Raw genomic sequence first — 21,235 nt, 5'->3', positions numbered from 1 at the left:
CTGAAACGTGAAGACACTAAAATATATTAACTCGCTAGGTGCTGAGATTACTTTTAAGCAATCACATTCAGCCCCTTTTATTCTCAAAAAGTTCAATCCAAAAACAAGTGTTAATATCTATAGTTCAAAAGGATCAGGTCAAAATGGCAGTACCTATTTTGGAAATGATCTGAATGAAGGAGATTTGCCGTTGGAATTTGCTATAAAAACAGCATCGCAAATAGATTATTTGAAATTAAAGAAAAAGTTGTATCAATTGTTTAATCCGTTATTGGGTGAAGGGCGAATTGTCTATTTTGATGGTTTGGTTGAAAAAACAATCACCTGTATACCTGAAGAATTACCATTTATTGTGGACATCAATACCCATGTTGGAGAAGGGACAATAGACTTAACTGCACACAATCCATTCTGGACAGATCTGACTGAACAAAAACACGAAATCACTTTATGGGTGCCGAATTTTTCTTTTCCACTGGAGCTACAAGCAGAAGGTATGGAAATCGGCTACCGTTCAGAGATATTAACAGCAAACGCCAATAATGTAGGCGATGTTGAAACGGGCATGAGAATAGTCTTCAAGGCGCTGGCCAGCGTGACCAACCCGAGTCTTGTTAATATTAACACCAAAGAGCAAATAAAAATCAACACGACGATGCTAAAAGGTCAAACAATCACCATTACCACGGGATACGGCGAGAAGAGGATTGTATCAAAAATGGCGGGGATTGAATCCAATCTGTTTAATGCGCTGGCGCCCGGTTCGACGTTCCTGCAGCTGGCACCGGGGGACAACCTGTTTCGGTATAATGCCGATGACGGGATTGATTATCTTTCAGTGACCATCTATCATTCAAATCGATATCTGGGGGTTTAGTTATGGAGTTATATATTTACAATCGGAATCTGGAATTACAGGGGATCATCGATTTATACACCTCATTCCGCTGGGTCAGGCGCTATGCGTCACCTGGCGAGTTTGAACTGCATTGTCCATTGACATCGGAAAACCTGTCACTGCTGCCCAAAGACGCTATCATCTGCAAAAATGACGACGATCCCGAGGCGGGCTATGTTAGTTATCGGGGATTATCCCAGGACAAAGAAGGAAAGAAAGTTCTTGTGGTCAAAGGTAAGTTTCTGACCGGTTATTTAGGCCGTCGGATCATCTGGGGGACTGAAATAATAAAAGCCACAACCGAGACAGCCATGCGGGTGCTGGTTAGTAATAACTGCATCACGCCACAGATTGCAGCCCGGAAGATTGATAACCTGGTATTGGGTGATTTTGGTGATTATCCCGAAACGGTTGATTACCAGGTCAACTATAAAAATCTAGGCGATGAGGTCGAAAGTTTGGCCGCTGCAGCAGATCTGGGGTATCGGGTTCGATTTGATAAAGAATTGAAGCAATTGAAGTTTGAAGTCTATAAAGGACTGGATCGGTCAGTCAATCAGACTGCCAACCCCAGAGCGATATTTTCACAGGAATATGACAATGTGTTAGAGCAAGAATACACCGAAAGCATTGGTGATTACCGGAATTTTGCACTGATCGGCGGAATCGGAGAAGGATCAGCCCGAAAAACCGTCACGATTGGGGATGCGGCCGGACTGGATCGATTCGAGACATTTTGTGATCAGAATAATTTGAGTAACGAGATCGAGGCTAAGACAGTTGATGGCAAAGCGGCGGATGTGATTGCAAGTGAAGAGAGCGCCAGAGTGGCAGCTGCATTGACGCAGTATCAGGAAAAGGCGGCTGAATTGGCGGCGGCAGAAAGTGCGTATAAGCTGAACAAAATCAACGCAGCTCTGGCGCAAGATGAGATGGTTGCGTTTATGTCTGGCGTGTATGGCAATTTTACGCCGGATGAGCTGGTGGAATATCGGCGAATTCAGGCGGAGCAAGGTCTGTTATATGCTGAGTGGATATATCTCTGGTCGCTGATTCAGGGAAATAGACAACGGCTTTATTGGCCGCTTGAACCAGCTCTGGCCGCCGATACCCGTTTTGATTGGTCAAAAATTGGCTGGACTGGGAGTAGTTGGGTTTACTATGACGGATTGCAAAATGAGGTAGCTTTAGCCAGAAATGAAGTTGAAAATAAAAAAGATTACGTTACAGAAAATGCAGTTGTGGCCGTTACAGGAAAAACAATAATGAGTGATTCTGAATATCAAGCGCTATTAATAACCAAAGGAACTGAAAATCTGGCAAATGCAAAAGAAATAGTAACATTTAACGGCACAATCAATACCGCCCCGAATTCAAATTTACAATATCGGGTGGATTATGATCTGGGCGATATTGTCACCCAGTCAAACGATGAATGGGGAGTACAGCTGGATGCTCGGATCACGGAAATCGAAGAAGTCTATGAAGATGTTGGAATGGAAATAAATGTGACGTTCGGGGACGATGTACCAACGTTAATTGACAAAATTAAACAATTTAAAAGGGGGTGATGTGATGGAATACAGTGGATTTTACAACAGTGTCGGTGGTGATCGGCGCTATGATCAGGAATTTTTCGGAAAACTGTTTGGCAGTTTCATTGGAAATGGCATATTCCCAAACCCATCAACAAACTGTCAAATTGTCGCAAATGATGATATGACAATTACGGTGAAGGACGGTTTGGCATGGATAAATGGCGTATTATATTACAACGACAGTGATTTCATACTGGGGATCGAGGCGGCTGATACGGTACTAAAACGGATTGACCGAATTGTTTTGAGGAATTCAACAACAAGCAGAAGTACCAGGGCGTACATTAAAAAAGGGACATTCGCCAGTTCTCCGGTAGCGCCGGCGCTGCAAAGGGATGCAGATATGTACGAACTAGGGATTGCTGATATCTATATTGGGAATAATGCTGTGAGTATTTTACAAGCCAATATCACCGATTTACGGCTGAATAGTAATTATTGCGGAGTCGTTCATGGCCTGATTGATCAAGTCGATACCGAGACAATTTTCAATCAATATCTGGACAAATACCAGGCAGTAGATGCCGATGTAGCTGCCCAGAAAGCCGGATTTCAGGCAGCATGGGACGCGTGGTTTAGTGGAATTCAGAACGTTTTGGACGGTGACACCGCTGGGAATTTATACAATCTGATTGTGGCGAATGCTGCTGATATTTCAACCAATACAGCTGACATATTGGTTCACACAACGAATATTGCGACCAATACAGCTGACATTGAGACGATTTACGGGAAAATATCGAATCAAAACAAAAAATTAAGAATGGGGGCGATGTGATGGCTATTGGAGACGTAACACTAAAGAAGATTTTTCAGGGGGCGTTGTCAACCGCTGTGACGGCAAGATATACTTGCCCTGCATCAAAGCAGGCTCAAATTACAGATATTTGGCTGGATAATCAAAACACCACGACAACGCGATATGTCAGTTTATACGCCCACGGTACGGCGGCAACCAACCGGCTTGTGGGCAAGATACAGATTCGACCTGGTTACAGTGTAAATATATCTCAAGGTCGGATTGTTTTAGATGCGGGACAAGTGCTGGCATTGGCACAAGATGTTGGAACTGATGTGGTCGCGACGATATATGGAACTGAGGAGGTTGTGATATGAGTATAATTACAGGGTTTAATTCACAAAAATATTCTGATATTGATCAGAGAAATTATGAGCCAATAACAACAAAAGCTAATGCTATGATTTACACCAAACAGACTGTTTTAAACATTACCGGAGAGGGTTTTATCAATATCGCAACGCTGACAGCAACGGGAACGAGTATTTTGACACTGACAATTGACGGGGTTGTGTATACCTCGACTAATACAAACACTGCTTCGGCTGTTATTGTTGGGTTCTGTGATCAGTCATTTATCCTTGGAACAAATCAAACTGCTAATTTCACACCTTTATTCCCGCAAAATCCAGGGACTAACGCCGTCCCCAGTATCGTGAATGAATTTGTTAAGGGAGTTACAGCATATGATGGAGCAGTTAAATCCATAATGCCATTGTTTTTTTACCAAAGTTTAAAAGTTGATGTTCAGTCTAATTTTAACGGGGCTGGAGAATACTACATTGCTGGAGGATTATTAACATGAGTACAATTATAAACAACTACATCGAAGGTGACTATAACGTCACTGAGTACGGCAGTGGAGCGGTGGTTCGGTCGCTGATATCTGCGCCGGTAACGGTTGAGCCGTTACCCGAAATACATGAGCCATCTAACGCCGAAGTTGCCCAAATGATTGCCGATTTACAGGCTGATTTAATGATTGCAGGGGTGATTTAAATGACATGGTACGAAAAATACATGATTAATGCGGTTTCGATTGCGACGCTGAATAAATTGGTGAAGGCCGGAAAACTGACGCAGGTCGAGGTTGATGCGATGGTAGCGGATCGATTGCAGCAATTCGGATATTAGGCTACAGCTTAGGCTGTTTTTTTATTTGAATCAAACGACATTGAAAAAGAATCACAGGAGGGCGGAATTGGGAGCGGAAGCGGTATTTGATCTGGCAGTAAAGGTAGTTGGTGGGATTATAGTATTCATAACATTTAAAGCAAAGGTATGGCCACCGGTCATTGAGTGCTTAAGAAAAAAAATTATCAAGCCACATGATGATCTAAATAAGCGGTGTGATGAGTATGAAAAGACTCAAAAGATTCTGATCGCCGGACAATTGGCGATACTCCATGATCGGGTATACCAGGCCTGCAAACATTACATCGAACAAGAAAGCATCGATGTCGAGGATATGAAGAACCTGGAACACCTTTACAATGCTTATACGGCCATGGGTGGTAATGGAACATGTAAACAGCTCTATGAGCGTGTGTGTGCTCTGAAATTCAAAACAGATTAAGGAGAAATAAGAAAATGAGTGAAAAAGTAAAAACTTGGTTAAAAGCTGCTGGGATCAGATCAGTAAAGACGATGGCACAAACTGCTATCGGTGTAATTGGAGCATCTACTGTTATTAGCAGCGTGGACTGGATTATGGTTGGTTCGGCAACAGTTTTGGCGGGGGCACTGTCGATGTTAACCAGCGTGGCTGGATTGCCGGAAATTAAGGACGGTGAATAATATGAGTTATGTAAATGTAATTTATGATGGCCATGTCCAGGATATCGGCAACATCGGCCCATTTCAAAACGGCGAACTGTGTGGAACATTTGGTAAGTCAAAACGACTGGAAGCCCTGAGTATCAAAACCGATTCGGATCAGCTGGGGGTCGAATACGAGGGCCAGATCCAAAACATTGGCTGGACGGGCGTAAAACGGGATGGTGAGCTACTGGGGACAACCGGTCAGGGTTTGCGCCTTGAAGCTGTCAAAATCCGGCTGACAGGAGAAAAAGCCAATGAGTATGACATCTATTATGGTGTTCATGCCGAAAATTATGGTGATATGAATTGGGCCATGAACGGCGAACCAGCCGGAACCGAGGGGCTGGGATTGCGAGTCGAGGGCATCAAGATCATCATCGCTCCCAAATCGGTTAAACTGACTGTTGGCGATGTTCGAAATTTCATTAAGGCTGAACCAAAACCGGTAACCCCGGCCACGCCAGCACCACAAGTGCAGAAAAGTTTGGCAGGAAAAATTATCTGCCTGAATCCTGGTCACGGTGGCTCCGATCCGGGGGCGGTTGGTTTGCTCCGTGAGTCAGATCAAAATTTATGTGTCGTTCTCAGGCTTGGTCAGCTACTTTCGGAACGTGGAGCATCAGTCATCTATACAAGAACAACGGATGTCCACATGTACCTATCTGAGCGAACAGAGATTGCAAATAACGCTAATGCTGATATGTTTGTTTCTGTCCACCATAACGGGTCAAGTGATCCTGCTTCAAACGGATCTGAAACGATCTGTTATCCGGGCAGTGATAATGGGCTGCGGTTGGCCACTCTGACATTAAATGGGTTATGTAACCGTCTTGGCACCTATCGGCGGGGAGTGATCCAGCGTGATGATTCGGATGTGACGTATTCTGATATGGTCGCAGTAATCACCGAAGCGTTGTTTTCATCCAATCCGAATGAGTGCAATTTATTTTCAAACGGTGGGGCCGAATTAGAAGCGTTGGGGATTCTGGATGGAATCCTTGCTTACTTCGGCTGCTGACAAAATTCTAAATAAAGTATGTCGATCTTGACAGTTTATTTATAGATGTATAATGATCTTGACCAAAAATTTGTCAAGCAAGTTTCACGGCCACTTTCGGGTGGCCATATTTTATTTTCAGGAGGAAAAATGAATAGTTTTATACCATGGATTGGCGGGAAACGCCTGTTAAGAAAAACAATAATTGATATGTTTCCAAAGGACTTTGATCGATACATTGAAGTCTTTGGCGGTGCCGGATGGGTGCTCTTTGCAAAAGATAAGCATGCCGATCTGGAGATTTATAATGATTATGATGGTCAGCTGGCCAATTTGTTCCGATGCGTGAAGTTTCACCCGGATGAAGTTAAAAAAGAAATCACCGGAGTTCTTAATTCTAGGGAGTTTTTTGACGACTTCAAATCTCAACTTGATATGCGAGGATTAACCGACATCCAACGAGCTGGGCGGTATTTCATGATCATCAAAACATCATATGGTGCCGATAGAAAAACCTATGGAGGGACAAAGAAAAACCTCCATAAAAGCACCGACTATCTGAGCGAGATCAGTGATCGGCTGAATGGCGTGGTGATTGAAAACAGAGACTTTGAACGGATCATCAAAGTTCATGATCGGCCCGGTGCGCTTTTCTATCTTGATCCGCCTTATCATGGCACAGAAAAATATTATCAAACCGGATTTGGTGATGTCGATCATATAAGATTAAGAGATTGCTTGAAAGAAATCAAAGGAAAGTTTATACTGAGTTATAACAATGATGATTTTGTCCGGGAATTGTACCAGGGCTTCAACCTGATTGAGGTCAGCCGGAGAAATTCGCTGCTTGAACGGTACGATGGGAAAGATAAAGAATACAAAGAAGTAATAATCACGAATTACTAAAAATCTACCTTATATTAAAGGGCCTTACGGTGTGGGGGCTTTTTGGTATGATGTAAAACAAGAATTTGATTTTAAAAATAATGTATGTTATTATCTAACTTCGATGAAACTATTAGCGCTTTATGGTTGCGTATATGTCTGGGTACGGGCTGGGCGTACCATAAACGTGCTTAAACAGTCATTCGTGGCTGTTTTTTTCTTACCAAAAATTTGTTTTAATCAATTTGTAACCAGATAGGAAAACTAAATGAAATCAGAAATGAGTATTAACAAAGCGATTTTACATGTATTGGATACTAACGCAAACATCCCGGTGTTATCGGACATGCTTCTGAATATGACCGTATTGGTGAAAGAATATGTGGAAAAACATGTGGAAAGATCGCTGAAGGATCCGGAGATCAAACGGACGGTCTTTCGATCGGGCAGTCCTTTTAAAGAGCGGATCATTGACTATAGAAACAATCCCCATGAGTTGATTCGGGTCAGTTCTGAAATATCCCAGCTGTTTTTCGATTATATGCTGGAAAACATTGAAATACCGTCGGCGGATCTGGTTTTTGTCGACTTTAATGTGGAACATGAGACTTATTTGGGCATTTTCAAATTTAATTATAAGCAGGGCTATATCCACTATGTCAATACCGATAACGGCCTGACCAATGACATTCTGGTTCAACCCTGTGTGCTACCAACGGAAAGTCAGAAACTGGATGAATTTATTCTCATCAATCTGGCCAGCGATGAGGTGCTGATCAAGGAAAAGAAATATCCAATCAATAATGAGAAGGATTACTATATTTCCAGTCAGTTAATTTTCTGTGAGCCGGCGATGTCGGAAAAAGAGGCCTTCGATATTATCGATAAAACAGTTAAGGAAGTGATTGTCAGAGAATACGGCGGCGATTATGAAAAGTTGAATGCCGCCAAAACGGTGCTGGCTGATGATTATGAAACCGAAAGCGAAATTGATGTGGATAATCTGGCGAAGACGGTTTTTGATGGGGATTCAACCATTCAGGATCGATTCAGGTCGTCCTTGGAAGAAAAAGGGCTTTATGAAAAGAAGATTCCGGTTACCCCGAATATTGAAAAAAAGATCTTTGGCAAACAAAAGTTTATCACGGATACGGGCATCGAAATCAGTATCCCCATGGATCAGTTGAAGCGAAATGATATCATTGAATTTAAAAACAATCCCGATGGCACCATCTCTGTAGAAATTAAGAATATCGGACTGCTAAACCAGAAATAAATGACCGCTCTGTTGACGCTTTTACAATGATGAATCATAGATGTGGAAGGAAGAATTTTATGAGTATGAAAAAAGCATTTAAATTAATCAGAAAAAACACCTTTATCTCGTGTATTCCACTGATCAGCGCCAATCGGAATGAACTACTGGCTGATGTTGAAGTGGGAGTGGCGAATGGCTGCGATTTTCTGGAATGGCGCCGGGATCATTTCATGCCAGGGGAACAACTCACAGCTGCCGAAGAACAGGATCTGTTGAATGAAATAAAAACCAGAATGCCCGATCAGGGACTTATTTATACCTATCGCAGTCATCTGGAAGGTGGCGTTTGTGAAACTCGTGATGAGATTCGGACCGCTGCAGTGATTGCCGCAATAAAAAGTAACCGGGTCGACTATGTAGATGTAGAACTTAACAGCGATCCGGCTTTGCTGGAGCCGATTAAAGAGGCTCTAAAGATGAGTGAAACCCAATGGCTGGTTTCCCATCATAACTTTGAAAAAACCCCGGCTACAGCCGAAATAAGCGCTGTTTTCAGGGTCATGGAAGAAGCCGGCGGCGATGTTCTTAAACTGGCGGTGATGCCGCAGTCAATGGATGACGTACGCCATTTAATCCAGGCTACCCTGACTTACAACGAAAAATCCCCGAAACCGATGATTGCCATTGCGATGGGTTCATTGGGGTCAATAACCCGAATAGCGCCTGATCTGTGCGGCGGTTCCCTGACCTTTGCGGCGGGGGCCGGAAAAACAGCACCGGGGCAGCTCAGTCTGGAAGAGATAATTGATCTGCGAAAAAGAATGGCGCTGATATAATTATCAGCGCCATAAATTATTCCAGCAGTTTAATCATCCAGGGTTCGTTCGTAAATTTAGAAATCAGCCACTTGGAAGAAATAGCACAGAGGATACCGATAACGATCCCGGCCAGAACATCGGTGGGGTAATGAACAAAAAGGTAAAGCCGGGAAAAACAAATGAGCAGTGCAAAACCCAGCAAGATCCAGCGAAGTCGGTCTTTCCGGGTAATGAAATAGGCCCAGACAAAGGCAAAAACTGAAGCGCTGTGACCAGATGGAAATGAAAAATCTTTCTGATCGGGTAACAGCATTTCAATTGGGTAGACGGTGTAAGGCCGGGGCCTCGCCACCAGTGGCTTGAGAGTGAGATTAACAACCAGAATATCCAATATGAGCGAAACTGCAATGATGAGACCTGTTAAACGGGTTTCTTTTTTTATAATCAGGATCAGGGTAAGAACAACAGCTAAAGCGCCATTGCCCCATAAATTGGTGATGAAAATAAAAAAACCATTGAGTTGTTCATGGACAAGATGCTGATGGATCCACACCAGGATGATGAGATCCATTATTTTGCTCCGTTGGACACATCAAAATCCTTGATGCACCAGTCAATGGGCTCACTTCCCTGGGCCTTCAGCAATTCGTTTACGCTGGAAAATGGGCGGCTACCGAAAAATCCCCGATGGGCCGACAGTGGACTGGGGTGTGGGGATTCGATGATGGGGTGTCGCGAGTTGGTAATCAATGCTTTTTTATTTTGCGCATCCCGGCCCCAAAGAATAAAAATAACTGGTTCGGCCCGGGTGTTTAATCGTTCAATGATCCGACTGGTGAAAATCTCCCAACCGGCATTGCGATGGGAGCCGGCTTCACCGCCTCGGACGGTCAGAACAGCATTAAGCAGCAACACTCCTTGTTCAGCCCAGGCCGTTAAACAGCCATGGTTGGGAATCGGGCAGCCCAAATCAGCTTCCAGTTCTTTATAGATATTAAGAAGTGAGGGCGGGATTGCGATCCCGGGTTTGACCGAAAAAGCCAGGCCGTGGGCCTGGCCGGGACCATGATAGGGGTCCTGGCCGATAATACAGACTTTGGTCTGTGATAATGGCGTCAGGTGAAAGGCATTGAAGATATCATGCATGGGCGGATAAACCGCCCGGCTTTGATACTCTTTGATCAAAAAATGTCGCAGTTTCAGATAATATTCTGTTTTTAATTCTTGTTGAATGGGTTGTTCCCAATCATTTTCAAAATGAATTGGCATCGTTTAAGCTCCTGTAAATTGATTATGAGGTGAATCCTTACGAAAGTAATGCTTTGATTATACACTATAAAGCAAGGTTGTAACCATGATTTTTTATTCCAATGAAAGAGCGATTATGCTATAATGGATAAAGTATACAATATTATGAGTGCAATGCGGGGGAATATGAACAGGATTATTCTAAAAGCTAAAGCAAAAGTAAATTTATCGTTAGATGTCATCGGTATTCGGGAAGATGGCTATCATGAAATGAAAATGATTAATCATTCGATCGATCTCAATGATGTGCTGACCTTTGAAGCCTGTGACGAGGGAATTTGGCTGACGTCCAATGAGGATGCCATCCCCCTGGACGAGCGCAATCTGGTGATCAAAACGGCACGCAAACTGCAATCCCAGTTCAATGTTGAACAGGGGGTTAAAATTCATCTGGAAAAGCGGATTCCGGCACAGGCCGGCCTAGCCGGCGGCAGTAGCGATGCCGCGGCAACCTTAAAGGCTCTGAATGCCCTTTGGCAACTGGGTCTCTCGCAGTCGGAGCTTTTGGCAATTGGTGTTACTATTGGGGCGGATGTACCCTATTGTCTGGTTGGCGGCACGGCTCTGGTGGAAGGGATTGGCGAGAAAATAACCCCCATCAAAGCGCTGCAACCGATGGCGGTTCTGGTGGTGAAGCCGGACATTGATATTGCCACCCCCAGGGCCTTCAAAAAACTGGACGACTCAATCATTGAAAACCATCCAGACATTACGGCGATTATTGGGTTGCTTGAAGATGACGATTACGATGGGCTGAAAACGAACCTGGGCAATGTCTTTGAAGCGATTGCCTTTACCGATTATCCTGAAATAGTGGCGATTAAAAAAGAAATGTTGAAACAGGGCGCTCTGGCGGCCATTATGACCGGTAGTGGATCGACGGTAGTTGGTTATTATCGGGATCAGGAATTGGCGGTAAGGTCCTGGCAACAATTCAGAAAAAAATATCCGATGTGTTTTTTAAGTAAAACCGAAGAAAGTGAAGGAGAAAACTATGTGGGATGATAAAAAAGGCTTAAGCCTTGATATAAGTTCTTGTAAGCCATTGCGGGAAATCGTTTTTGAAACCATTCGCTGTGCCATTATAACCGGAGAACTTCAGCCTGGACAACGTTTAATGGAGGTTCAGTTGGCTGAACAAATGGGGGTCAGCAGAACCCCGGTGAGAGAATCGATCCGGAAGCTTGAGCTGGAAGGGTTGGTAAAAATGGTGCCCAGAAAGGGTGTCTATGTGACCCCGATGTCGGTTAATGATCTCAAAGAAATGATGGAAATAAGGCGGGCGCTGGAAGGTCTGGCTGCGGAGCTGGCGGCTATGAATGCCACGAAAGACGAAATCAGCAGGCTTTATGAAGCCAACGAGCGATTTGGCGAGTCGGCTCTGCATAATGACGAAGAGGGTATCATCAAACATGATATGCGCATTCATGAGACGATTTATACAGCTTCAAAAAATGTCAAGTTGCAGACGATGATTAATAGCCTGCGGGAACAGATGCAGCGGTTTCGGGCCGAATATGTCCATCGCATTGAAGATAAAAACCCGCTGGTGAATCAGCACATGGAAATAATCAGACAAATTGAAAAGGGCGAGTGCCGAAAAGCCAATCTTGCTGCCTGTGATCACATTTATACCACCGGCGACAGTATGCTCAGTTTGCTGGAAAAAACAGAGTGAAGCGATCATAAAAAACGCTTCCATGGGATAAAACAATTGAAGTTGTATCCGTGGAAGCGTTTTATTTGAAAACTCTTATCTTATGGGTTTATTCCAGGGGGCCGAAATTATTGTTTTCCAAAAAATTCTTATTATTAAACAAGGCGATGACGAGAATAATGCTGCCACACACCACAAAAATATCGGCAAAATTAAAGATGGCAAATTTAATTACCCGGAAGTCAAGAAAATCCACCACAAAATTCAGACGGAGTCGATCCAATAGATTGCCAGCTGCGCCACCGATGATAAAGGCAAGTGAGACTTTGATAATCCGATTCTCTTTTGTATCGGGTATTTTGATTAAGAAATAAATCAATACACCAATAAAAACAAGGGTCATCAGGATTAAAAAGATCTGTTTATTTGTCAGCAGGCTAAATGCGGCGCCAGTGTTTTCGACATAGGTTAAATGAAAAACATTGGGGATCAGGGGTAGTGTATCAATGGGTTTTATATGTGCAATGATCAGGTATTTGGAATACTGATCAAGGAAGATAGCAAAAAGGATAATAGCGATATAGATCATGATTTCTCCTAAATATAAAGAATTGTCTATAAAAATATTATGACAGTTTGCTCTAAAAGACAAGGAAAACTTTAATTCATCGTTGTTTTATTTTAGTTTAATCATAATTTAAGAATCTATTTGAAACTGCTTTAAATTTTTCAAGTTAAATGTTAAGATATAATTCGAGTTAAAAATGGTACCGGAGGAGCTTTTGAAATTTAAATTAGATATGGAACTTGTCAAAAAATACAGCTACTTTTTAGTTGGTGCCCTCATCCTACTTTTGATCTATAAATTATTGGATAACTTTGGGGTGGTTACCGCCACTATTGGTGGGGTAATTACCGGCACATTAGAAGTACTGATGCCCATTCTGGTGGGCGTGGTGCTGGCCTATTTTCTGTTCAGACCAATGCGGGGGATTGAAAAGTTTGTATTCAAGACAATTCCCAAAAGTCAGAACCAGGGGCGGATGGTCCGCCTGATATCAATCCTGATTGTTTATGTGATCACGATTATTTTAATTGTTTTGTTTTTTTACGCCACCATTCCGTCAGTTATTGAAAGTCTTACTGGTCTGATTGCCCAGACCCCCCAATACCTAACAATCATTGACAATTATTTGGGTGAAAGTCTGGCCAAAGGCGGTGCCGCAAAGGATATTTTAACCGAACTGAAAGTAGCCATTGACAGTCTGCAAAATATGACGGCAATGGATGTTCTCAATCAGATCACGTCATATTTTGGGACAAATCCGGATTCCATTAAAAACCTCGGAAATTTTGCTTTTGTCTTTTTAAAAGGAACCATTGGTTTTGTTATCAGTTTCTTTATTGTCTTTTTCGTGGGACTCTATTTGATGCTGGATAAAGAAAAAATCAGTGATCAGGTCGATCGGTTTGCCAAAGCGGTGCTGAATAAGACCTTGTACAACGGATCACACTGGGCGATCCTGACTATTGATGAAATATTTTACAAGTATTTCACTGGAAAAATATTAACCTCGATGTTGATTGGATTTCTGTTTTATCTGGGACTGCTGGTGATCGGCGTGGAATATGCCCCCTTATTTGGGGTGATTGTGGCCATAACCAACGTGATTCCCTATTTTGGCCCGATTATTGGAGCAGTTCCGGCGGTGATCATTACCTTTATTGATGAGCCGGCCAAGGCCCTTTGGGTGGGTATCTGGATTCTGGTGGTGCAGCAGTTTGACGGCAACGTTCTAGCTCCCAATGTGCTGGGGAAAATTGTTGAGCTCAATCCCTTCTGGGTGTTGTTCTCGGTTATTGTCGGTGGCAGTCTCTTTGGCGTTTTGGGCATGTTTGTAGCGATTCCGATGTTTGCTGTGATTAAAGTCTTTTTTGAAGAAGCGTTAACCCGTTGGGAACACAAAAAAGAACAGCTAGAGCAGCCACTGGAATAATCGGCAACAGTAAAATTAGCATGATTGCGGGGGAAGACCCCTTTGAACAAGGAAAGGACATAGATTAATGGAAAGTGTATTTGATGTATTGCAGGAGCGGGGCTTTATTGAACAATGTACCCACGAAGAAGAAATAAAAAAACTATTGGCGGAAGAATCCGTCTCTTTCTATATTGGTTTTGATCCAACGGCGGACAGCCTTCATATTGGCCATTTCATCCAGATCATGGTGATGGCTCATATGCAACGGCATGGTCATCGTCCGATTGCCCTGATCGGTGGCGGAACCACGATGATTGGCGATCCATCGGGCCGGACTGATATGCGTCAGGTAATGACGCCGGAACGGATTGCCGAAAATGGTGAAAAATTTAAAAAGGTCTTTGAAAAATTTCTGACCTTTGAAGATGACAAGGCGGTGATGCTTAATAATGCCCAGTGGCTGCTACCTCTTAATTACATTGACTTTTTACGGGAAATCGGAGCCCATTTTTCCGTTAATCGGATGCTGACGGCTGATTGTTATAAATCACGGCTGGAAAAAGGACTGACCTTTCTGGAATTTAATTATATGTTGCTTCAGGCCTATGATTTTTATGTTTTACATAAAGAACAGCGCTGTAAAATGCAGTTTGGTGGTAATGATCAGTGGTCCAACATCATTGCCGGGGTTGAACTGGTCCGGCGGAAAGATGCCGAGCAGGTCTTCGGGATGACCTTCTCGCTGCTGACCACCAGTGAAGGCATTAAAATGGGAAAAACAGCTAAAGGAGCGTTGTGGCTGGATCCTGACAAAACATCACCCTATGAATTTTACCAGTACTGGCGAAACATTGCCGATGCTGATGTGGAAAAATGTCTGGCTCTGCTGACCTTTATTCCGATGGACGAGGTGCGTCGACTGGGTGCTCTTAAAGATTCTGAAATTAACCAGGCCAAGGAAATCCTGGCATTTACGGTCACCGAGATTATTCACGGCACGGAAGCCGCCCAGGAAGCACAAAATGCTGCCCGCAAACTTTTTGCCGGAGATCAGGGGGATGCTGAGATACCCAGTGTCGAGTTGCTAAAAACGGAACTGGGTGAAGGAATGGAAATCGTGGCTTTATTGGAAGTGGCCAAGCTGATTCCCACCCGCAGCGAGGGACGGCGCTTAATTGGACAGGGCGGGGTGCTGCTAAACGGCGAAAAAGTAACCGATTTTAAGCTGCTGGTAACTCCGGCAGATTTTAAAGATGGAAAAATTGTTCTGAAAAAGGGCAAAAAAGCATTCAAGCAAATTAATCTAGTATAGAAGGTGACCAGATGATCAGTTCAAAACCTGTTAGAGGGACCCGGGATATTTTGCCCGAGGAAATGAAAATTCGGGATCGGTTGGAACAACAGATATTGGCAGTTTACCGTGCTCATGGGTTCAGCCGGATCGAAACTCCGGTAATGGAAAATCTGGAATTACTGCTGGGCAGTGATGGGGGCGAGAATTTAAAGATGCTCTTTACCATTTTGAAGCGTGGCGAAAAGTTGGTACTAAATCAGGACGCCGGGGTGTCGGATCTTTGCGATATGGGTTTGCGCTTTGATCTGACCTTGCCGCTGAGCCGTTTCTATTCAAATAATCAGGAAGGGCTGGAAACCCCGTTTAAGGCCATTCAGATTGGTAACGTCTTTCGAGCGGAACGGCCTCAGAAAGGACGATTCCGGGCCTTTAAACAATGTGATATCGATATTATCGGCGATCCCACCGTTTCGGCTGAGATTGAGCTGATGGATACCACCGCTAAAGCGTTGCTGACGATGGGATTTGCCGGGTTCACGATAAAAGTGAATCATCGCCAGCTCTTGAGTGAAGTCATTATAAAAGCGGGATTTGCTGCGGATCAGGTCGGAACAGTCTGTATTGCACTCGATAAAATGGATAAAATCGGAGTCGCTGGGGTAACCGGCGAATTGTTGGAAAAGGGACACGAGCAGGAACAAGTAGATAAGCTGATGGCTTGTGTTACCGGCATTAATCTGGACAATTTGGAGCAGTGGGTGGAAGATACCGCTGCCATCGGCGAATTAACCGAGGTGATTAACGCCGTCAAAACCCTGGCCAAAGAACAATTTGAAGTCGTGTTTGACTTTTCGCTGATCCGGGGCATGGGTTATTATACCGGTCTGATCTTTGAAGTCAGTTATGGCCCCTATGGTTATTCCATTGCCGGCGGCGGCCGTTATGACAACATGATCGGGAAATACAACAAGGTTTCCGTGCCAGCGGTTGGTTTTTCGATTGGCTTCGAACGGATTATTACCATTCTCATGGAAGAACAGCAAGATGCCCGGCAGGTTGACCCGGCAGTGATTCTGTTCTATGACCCCCAAACCAGTAACATGGTGGATGTCATCGGTGCCGGCGATCTCTGGCGGAGCAAAGGCTACCTGGTGAATCTGGTCGCGATGAAGAAAAAATTCGGCAAACAGATCGCTGTCTGGGATAATGGACAATATCAAGGTTTTCTGGTCTTTGGCCGGGATGAAGAAATAAAGAAATTTCAGGAAAATTAATTTTTATTACCCACACACCGGTATGCGATGGTCATACCGGTGTTTTGTTTTCGCTTTTTTGTTAAGATATCGATATTTTTAAGAATAAATTGAAATCTTATGCTATAATGTAATATTGATAGTTTGAAATGGATCAAAAATAACGATAAAGGAAAAATGAATGCCGAAAATAGTAAATTTAATTGCCACAGTCGCTTTTGGAATCGAAAGTGTGGTAAAGGACGAAATAAAAAAATTGGGATACGAAGTAACGGAAGTTGAGAATGGAAAAATCCGTTATGCCGGTCCATTAGAAGCGATTCCCCGGTCAAACCTGTGGCTCCGCTGTGCCGATCGGGTACTGTTGGAGATTGGTCGCTTTAAAGCCGAAACCTTTGATGAATTGTTTGAGAAAACAAAGGCGCTGCCCTGGGAAAACTGGATCCCCGTTGACGGAGAATTTCCGGCGGCTAAAATCACCAGCGTCAAATCGACTCTGTTCAGTAAATCTGACGGTCAGCGGATTGTCAAAAAAGCAGTGGTGGAACGCTTAAAATCGAAATACCATGTCGAATGGTTTGATGAGAATGGCGGCAAGTATCCGATTCATATTCAAATTCTAAAGGATGAGGTCACTCTGTCTATCGATACCAGTGGCTCCGGTCTTAATAAGCGCGGGTACCGTCAATATGGAAATGAGGCGCCGCTGAAAGAAACCATCTCAGCAGCCCTGGTTTATCTATCCCGCTGGCGGCCGGATCGGGTTTTTCTGGATCCTCTGTGTGGTTCCGGAACGATTGTCATTGAAGCGGCGCTGATCGGTAAAAATATTGCCCCTGGTCTGAAGCGTGATTTTGTTTCTGAAACCTGGGACGCCATTCCCGCTGAGTTATGGGAACAAGCCCGACAGGAAGCTCGGGAGGCCATTAACGATAAGGAATTTTTGCTGCTGGGCTCCGACTGTGATGCGGACGCCCTGAAACAGGCGCGAACCAATGCTGAACTGGCAGGGGTCGCTGATCTGGTTGCTTTTCAGAAATTGCCGGTCCAGTCCATTTCCACCAAGAAAAAATATGGGGTCATTATCACCAACCCACCCTATGGCGAACGGATTGGTGAAGAAAAAGAAATCCAGCGTTTGTATCGGGATATGGGCAAGGTTTTTAGAAGCCTGGAGGACTGGTCCTACTTTATTATTACCGGGTATGAAAAGTTTGAGAAATTCTTTGGCGAAGCCTCAACCAAAAATAGAAAACTTTATAATGGCGATATCAAGACCCATTACTACCAGTATTATGGGCCGTTACCACCGCGAAAACGGAAAATGGATGAAGCGGCAGAAGTCCTTATCAATACAACCGAAATAACCGAATAATACCGCAAAACAATGCAAGAAGCGATTTATCATGAAGTAAATCGAATTAAAATAAAAGAATAGGTGAAAAGATGAAAAAAGTATCAAATAGTCGATCGAATAGCAGCAAGACCAGTGATAAGCCCCGAAGCAAGAAAAATGACAACACTTCAAAAGGCGATAAAAAGCCCCGTAAGTTTGAAGAACGTGGCGCCAAGGACGATAAAAAGCCGCGCAAATTTGACAGCAGAGGTCCCAAAGAAGATCGTGGACCCCGTCGCTTTGACGATCGGAAACCGCCGCGCAAGCATGAGGGCTTTAATCGCGAAGATGATGGCGTAACTGAAGAAACTTTTATAGTCGTGGGAAAAAACCCGGTTATGGAAGCCCTCCGTTCTGGTCAGGAAATTGATAAATTGTTGATCTTAAAAGACAACACCGATCATGTCCTCAAAAAGATTACCGATATGGCCAAAAAACAGAATATCATTATCCATTCAGTTGAAAAAGCCAGACTGGAGTACCTGGCCGACGGTCAGGTTCATCAGGGGATTGTGGCACTGATGGCGCCATTCCCATACAGTAACCTGCAGGATATTCTCAATCATGCTAAAGCCAAGGGACGAGACCCCTTTATTGTTATTTTGGATCATTTAACTGATCCTCACAATCTGGGCGCAATAATAAGGAGTGCCAATATTTGCGGGGCGGACGGTGTGATTATTCCCAACCGACGATCCGCTTCTTTGACGGCTGTTTCGGTAAAAGCTTCATCCGGGGCGGTATCACACACCCCGATTGTCAAGGTGACCAATCTCAGCCAGACGATTGATGAACTTAAGAAAAAAGGGTTCTGGATCATGTCGACTGACATGAAGGGCAATCCTTACTATAAAGCTGACTATAAAGGCTCGCTGGCTATTGTCATCGGTAATGAAGGCACTGGAATCAGCGAAAAAGTTAAAAAACAATGCGATTTTTCAGTATCCATTCCCGTCCATGGCGAGATCGAATCCTTTAATGCTTCGGCAGCAGCAGCGATCATTTTTGCAGAGGCTGCCAAACAGCGATTTCAATGAAAACCATATTAATTGTGGACGGCTATAATGTCATCCATGGTTCAGATGATTTAAAACGTCTTTCAGAGATTCAGCTGGAAGAGGCCCGGGTACAGCTGATCAATGATTTAAATGGCTACAGCGGATTCAAAGGATGGGAAACCATCCTTGTTTTCGATGCCTATCAGCAGCAATCCCTGGAAAAACGGGAAGAGCTGGTGGGTCGGATCAAGGTGGTTTTTACCGAAAAGAACAAAACTGCGGACAGCTATATTGAAAAACTGGTTTACAGCCTGCCTAAAGCTTACAGCGTCCGGGTGGTGACATCGGATTTTACCTTGCAGCAGATGGTGATGGCCAGTGGCGCCGAACGGGTTCCGGTCCGGGAGCTGATCCAGGATATGGAAGCAACGTTAAAAAACTTTCGGGATGACAAGAAAAAAAGTGTCCAAAAACAAGGGGTCAAGCTCAGTGATTTTTTAGATGCTGAGACCCTGGATCAATTTAACAAAATGCGCGTTAAAGAATAATGCGAGGACAAAATGGTAAAGATGAACAATGATAAAATATCAGAATCAGAAATAGTGCATCGTGCCCAGCAGGGGGACAAGGAAGCTGAAGAATTCTTGCTGGAAAAATATCGAAAGAATGTTCTGATCCGGGCCCGGTCCTATTATCTGGTCGGTGGGGACAACGAAGATTTGATCCAGGAAGGGATGATTGGTTTGCTCAAAGCTATTTGGGACTTTCGCCCGGATCGGGAAGCGCAGTTTTCGACCTTTGCCAATCTCTGTATTGAACGTCAAATACAAACGGCTATCAGTTCAGCCAACCGCCAGAAACATATGCTTTTGAATAATTCGGTGTCCATCTATGCGGCGGTCTCAGAAGAAGAACCCCAAAATATTATTATCGACCGGCTGGCCGCAAAAAAAAGTGTAGAACCCGGGGTAGAATTAATCAAAGCCGAAGAATTGGAACAATTGATGATTGATGTTAAACGGGAATTGTCCAGTTTTGAGAAAAAAGTGCTTGCCTACTATATTCAGGGGGCATCCTACTACGAGATTTCCCGAGCTTTGGACTGTGGAAATAAATCGGTGGATAATGCTTTACAACGAATTCGAAAAAAAATTGGTAAAAAAATATAAAAAACAGTTGACAAAAAAGCTAAAACAAACTATTATAGAGAAGCTGAATTAATAAGCAAGTGGGAGAATGCCCGAGTGGCTAAAGGGGGCGGACTGTAAATCCGTTGACGACGTCTACGATGGTTCGAAACCATCTTCTCCCACCATTTATTATAAGCCCTCATAGCTCAGTAGGTAGAGCACCACCATGGTAAGGTGGGGGTCTCCGGTTCAAATCCGGATGAGGGCTCCATTTTTATATCATAAATTAAAATTGACATAGTAGTAAAACGATAATATTTAGATTTTTAAGGAGAATACAAATGGCAAAGTCAAAATTTGAAAGAAATAAGCCCCATGTAAATGTTGGAACAATTGGTCATGTCGATCATGGTAAAACCACATTAACAGCGGCGATCACATCTGTATTAAACAAGCGATTTGGAACAGGGGAAGCCGTAGCATTCGAAAATATCGATAAAGCCCCAGAAGAAAGAGAACGTGGAATCACCATTTCAACCGCTCACGTTGAATATGAAACTGCAGCGCGTCACTATGCACACGTTGACTGCCCAGGCCATGCCGATTATGTTAAGAACATGATCACCGGTGCTGCTCAAATGGACGGTGCTATCCTGGTTGTTAGTGCGGCTGATGGCCCCATGCCACAGACACGTGAACATATCCTGTTAAGCCGTCAGGTAGGCGTACCATACATCGTTGTTTTCTTAAACAAAGTTGATATGGTCGACGACGAAGAATTACTGGAATTAGTTGAAATGGAAGTTCGTGAACTGCTTGACGAATATGATTTCCCAGGCGATGATACACCAATCATCCCAGGATCTGCGTTAAGAGCCTTAGAAGATCCAGACGGCCCATGGGGAGACAAAATTGTTGAACTGATGACCGCAGTTGATACCTGGGTTCCCGATCCAGTTCGTGATACNGACAAACCATTCCTGATGCCAGTCGAAGATGTCTTCTCAATCACTGGTCGTGGTACCGTAGCAACCGGACGTATCGAACGTGGGATTGTTAAAGTCGGCGAAGAAGTTGAAATCGTCGGGATTCATGACGTTCGAAAAACAGTTGTAACCGGAATCGAAATGTTCCGTAAATTACTGG

26 protein-coding genes and 2 tRNA genes are annotated in these 21,235 nt (G+C 43.8%); 25 read left to right on the top strand and 3 right to left on the bottom strand.

Features of this window, described 5'->3' with window-relative positions; translation table 11 throughout:
- Positions 1-7: 7 nt before the first annotated feature.
- The 13 genes from A3KS_RS0113095 (at position 8) to aroD (ending at position 9,092) form a co-directional block, all read left to right on the top strand.
- Positions 8-877 carry a phage tail family protein gene (locus A3KS_RS0113095; RefSeq protein WP_026395300.1) on the top strand — a complete coding sequence of 290 codons (870 nt, stop codon included), beginning with the start codon at positions 8-10 and terminating at the stop codon, positions 875-877.
- Between the two features lie 2 nt (positions 878-879).
- The gene (locus tag A3KS_RS22735; protein ID WP_051355874.1) at positions 880-2,469 is read left to right on the top strand and encodes a siphovirus ReqiPepy6 Gp37-like family protein; all 1,590 of its coding nucleotides are present in this window, start codon (positions 880-882) and stop codon (positions 2,467-2,469) included.
- A 4-nt stretch (positions 2,470-2,473) separates the two neighbouring features.
- Positions 2,474-3,274, top strand: a complete 801-nt coding sequence (locus A3KS_RS21280; RefSeq protein ID WP_051355873.1) for a hypothetical protein — start codon at positions 2,474-2,476, stop codon at positions 3,272-3,274.
- Positions 3,274-3,612: a hypothetical protein gene (locus A3KS_RS0113080; protein ID WP_026395299.1), complete on the top strand. Its 339-nt coding sequence runs from the start codon at positions 3,274-3,276 to the stop codon at positions 3,610-3,612. The genes A3KS_RS21280 and A3KS_RS0113080 overlap by 1 nt, the downstream gene beginning before the upstream one ends.
- Complete coding sequence (locus A3KS_RS0113075) at positions 3,609-4,100, top strand: hypothetical protein (RefSeq protein ID WP_026395298.1); 492 nt, start codon at positions 3,609-3,611, stop codon at positions 4,098-4,100. Before A3KS_RS0113080 ends, A3KS_RS0113075 begins: the two co-directional genes overlap by 4 nt.
- Positions 4,097-4,294: a hypothetical protein gene (locus A3KS_RS0113070; protein ID WP_026395297.1), complete on the top strand. Its 198-nt coding sequence runs from the start codon at positions 4,097-4,099 to the stop codon at positions 4,292-4,294. Before A3KS_RS0113075 ends, A3KS_RS0113070 begins: the two co-directional genes overlap by 4 nt.
- Complete coding sequence (locus A3KS_RS24150; protein WP_278247311.1) at positions 4,295-4,429, top strand: hypothetical protein; 135 nt, start codon at positions 4,295-4,297, stop codon at positions 4,427-4,429.
- Positions 4,430-4,496: 67 nt separating this feature from the next.
- Positions 4,497-4,871: a hypothetical protein gene (locus A3KS_RS0113060; protein WP_051355872.1), complete on the top strand. Its 375-nt coding sequence runs from the start codon at positions 4,497-4,499 to the stop codon at positions 4,869-4,871.
- Between the two features lie 14 nt (positions 4,872-4,885).
- Positions 4,886-5,092, top strand: a complete 207-nt coding sequence (locus A3KS_RS0113055) for a holin (RefSeq protein WP_026395295.1) — start codon at positions 4,886-4,888, stop codon at positions 5,090-5,092.
- 1 nt (position 5,093) lies between these two features.
- Positions 5,094-6,134, top strand: a complete 1,041-nt coding sequence (locus A3KS_RS22730) for an N-acetylmuramoyl-L-alanine amidase (protein WP_051355871.1) — start codon at positions 5,094-5,096, stop codon at positions 6,132-6,134.
- 129 nt (positions 6,135-6,263) lie between these two features.
- The gene (locus A3KS_RS0113045; protein ID WP_026395294.1) at positions 6,264-7,019 is read left to right on the top strand and encodes a DNA adenine methylase; all 756 of its coding nucleotides are present in this window, start codon (positions 6,264-6,266) and stop codon (positions 7,017-7,019) included.
- A gap of 247 nt (positions 7,020-7,266) precedes the next feature.
- A complete protein-coding gene (locus tag A3KS_RS0113040) occupies positions 7,267-8,274 on the top strand; it encodes a nucleoid-associated protein (RefSeq protein WP_026395293.1) in 1,008 nt (335 codons plus the stop codon).
- A gap of 59 nt (positions 8,275-8,333) precedes the next feature.
- Positions 8,334-9,092, top strand: a complete 759-nt coding sequence (aroD, locus tag A3KS_RS0113035) for a type I 3-dehydroquinate dehydratase (protein WP_026395292.1) — start codon at positions 8,334-8,336, stop codon at positions 9,090-9,092.
- 16 nt (positions 9,093-9,108) lie between these two features.
- On the opposite strand, the gene A3KS_RS21270 is transcribed toward aroD, so the two are convergent.
- Positions 9,109-9,645 carry a phosphatase PAP2 family protein gene (locus A3KS_RS21270; protein ID WP_035356284.1) on the bottom strand — a complete coding sequence of 179 codons (537 nt, stop codon included), beginning with the start codon at positions 9,643-9,645 and terminating at the stop codon, positions 9,109-9,111.
- On the bottom strand, positions 9,645-10,343 hold the full coding sequence (locus A3KS_RS0113025; protein WP_026395291.1) for a uracil-DNA glycosylase: 699 nt from the start codon (positions 10,341-10,343) through the stop codon (positions 9,645-9,647). Before A3KS_RS0113025 ends, A3KS_RS21270 begins: the two co-directional genes overlap by 1 nt.
- 123 nt (positions 10,344-10,466) lie before the next feature.
- Here A3KS_RS0113025 and ispE point away from each other — a divergent pair, with 123 nt between their 5' ends.
- Both ispE and A3KS_RS0113015 read left to right on the top strand, forming a co-directional pair.
- The gene (ispE, locus tag A3KS_RS0113020; RefSeq protein WP_242834767.1) at positions 10,467-11,387 is read left to right on the top strand and encodes a 4-(cytidine 5'-diphospho)-2-C-methyl-D-erythritol kinase; all 921 of its coding nucleotides are present in this window, start codon (positions 10,467-10,469) and stop codon (positions 11,385-11,387) included.
- The gene (locus tag A3KS_RS0113015) at positions 11,377-12,060 is read left to right on the top strand and encodes a GntR family transcriptional regulator (protein ID WP_026395289.1); all 684 of its coding nucleotides are present in this window, start codon (positions 11,377-11,379) and stop codon (positions 12,058-12,060) included. The genes ispE and A3KS_RS0113015 overlap by 11 nt, the downstream gene beginning before the upstream one ends.
- Positions 12,061-12,148: 88 nt before the next feature.
- On the opposite strand, the gene lspA is transcribed toward A3KS_RS0113015, so the two are convergent.
- The gene (gene lspA / locus A3KS_RS0113010; protein WP_026395288.1) at positions 12,149-12,628 is read right to left on the bottom strand and encodes a signal peptidase II; all 480 of its coding nucleotides are present in this window, start codon (positions 12,626-12,628) and stop codon (positions 12,149-12,151) included.
- A gap of 193 nt (positions 12,629-12,821) precedes the next feature.
- Here lspA and A3KS_RS0113005 point away from each other — a divergent pair, with 193 nt between their 5' ends.
- The 10 genes from A3KS_RS0113005 to A3KS_RS0112960 all read left to right on the top strand — a co-directional run.
- Positions 12,822-14,036, top strand: coding sequence for an AI-2E family transporter (locus A3KS_RS0113005; RefSeq protein WP_242834766.1), 1,215 nt, complete (start codon positions 12,822-12,824; stop codon positions 14,034-14,036).
- A 67-nt stretch (positions 14,037-14,103) separates the two neighbouring features.
- The gene (tyrS, locus tag A3KS_RS0113000; RefSeq protein ID WP_026395286.1) at positions 14,104-15,330 is read left to right on the top strand and encodes a tyrosine--tRNA ligase; all 1,227 of its coding nucleotides are present in this window, start codon (positions 14,104-14,106) and stop codon (positions 15,328-15,330) included.
- Positions 15,331-15,341: 11 nt separating this feature from the next.
- Positions 15,342-16,586, top strand: a complete 1,245-nt coding sequence (hisS, locus tag A3KS_RS0112995; protein WP_026395285.1) for a histidine--tRNA ligase — start codon at positions 15,342-15,344, stop codon at positions 16,584-16,586.
- A gap of 160 nt (positions 16,587-16,746) precedes the next feature.
- Entirely contained in the window at positions 16,747-17,940 is a 1,194-nt protein-coding gene (locus tag A3KS_RS0112990) for a THUMP domain-containing class I SAM-dependent RNA methyltransferase (protein WP_026395284.1), read from the top strand.
- 71 nt (positions 17,941-18,011) lie between these two features.
- Complete coding sequence (rlmB, locus tag A3KS_RS0112985; protein ID WP_026395283.1) at positions 18,012-18,998, top strand: 23S rRNA (guanosine(2251)-2'-O)-methyltransferase RlmB; 987 nt, start codon at positions 18,012-18,014, stop codon at positions 18,996-18,998.
- A complete protein-coding gene (locus A3KS_RS0112980) occupies positions 18,995-19,507 on the top strand; it encodes an NYN domain-containing protein (protein WP_035356282.1) in 513 nt (170 codons plus the stop codon). Before rlmB ends, A3KS_RS0112980 begins: the two co-directional genes overlap by 4 nt.
- Positions 19,508-19,519: 12 nt before the next feature.
- Complete coding sequence (locus A3KS_RS0112975; RefSeq protein ID WP_026395281.1) at positions 19,520-20,128, top strand: sigma-70 family RNA polymerase sigma factor; 609 nt, start codon at positions 19,520-19,522, stop codon at positions 20,126-20,128.
- A gap of 61 nt (positions 20,129-20,189) precedes the next feature.
- Positions 20,190-20,274: transfer RNA gene (locus tag A3KS_RS0112970), tRNA-Tyr, on the top strand.
- A gap of 10 nt (positions 20,275-20,284) precedes the next feature.
- Positions 20,285-20,360 (top strand) — tRNA-Thr (locus A3KS_RS0112965).
- A 70-nt stretch (positions 20,361-20,430) separates the two neighbouring features.
- On the top strand, positions 20,431-21,235 hold an 805-nt coding region (locus tag A3KS_RS0112960), incomplete at its 3' end, for an elongation factor Tu (protein ID WP_026395053.1).

It is taken from the genome of Acetobacterium malicum subsp. dehalogenans DSM 11527 (assembly GCF_000472665.1).
GTDB lineage: Bacteria > Bacillota > Clostridia > Eubacteriales > Eubacteriaceae > Acetobacterium > Acetobacterium malicum.
Note: the sequence above shows the minus strand (reverse complement) of the source record. Positions and strands in the feature narration are given on the sequence as shown.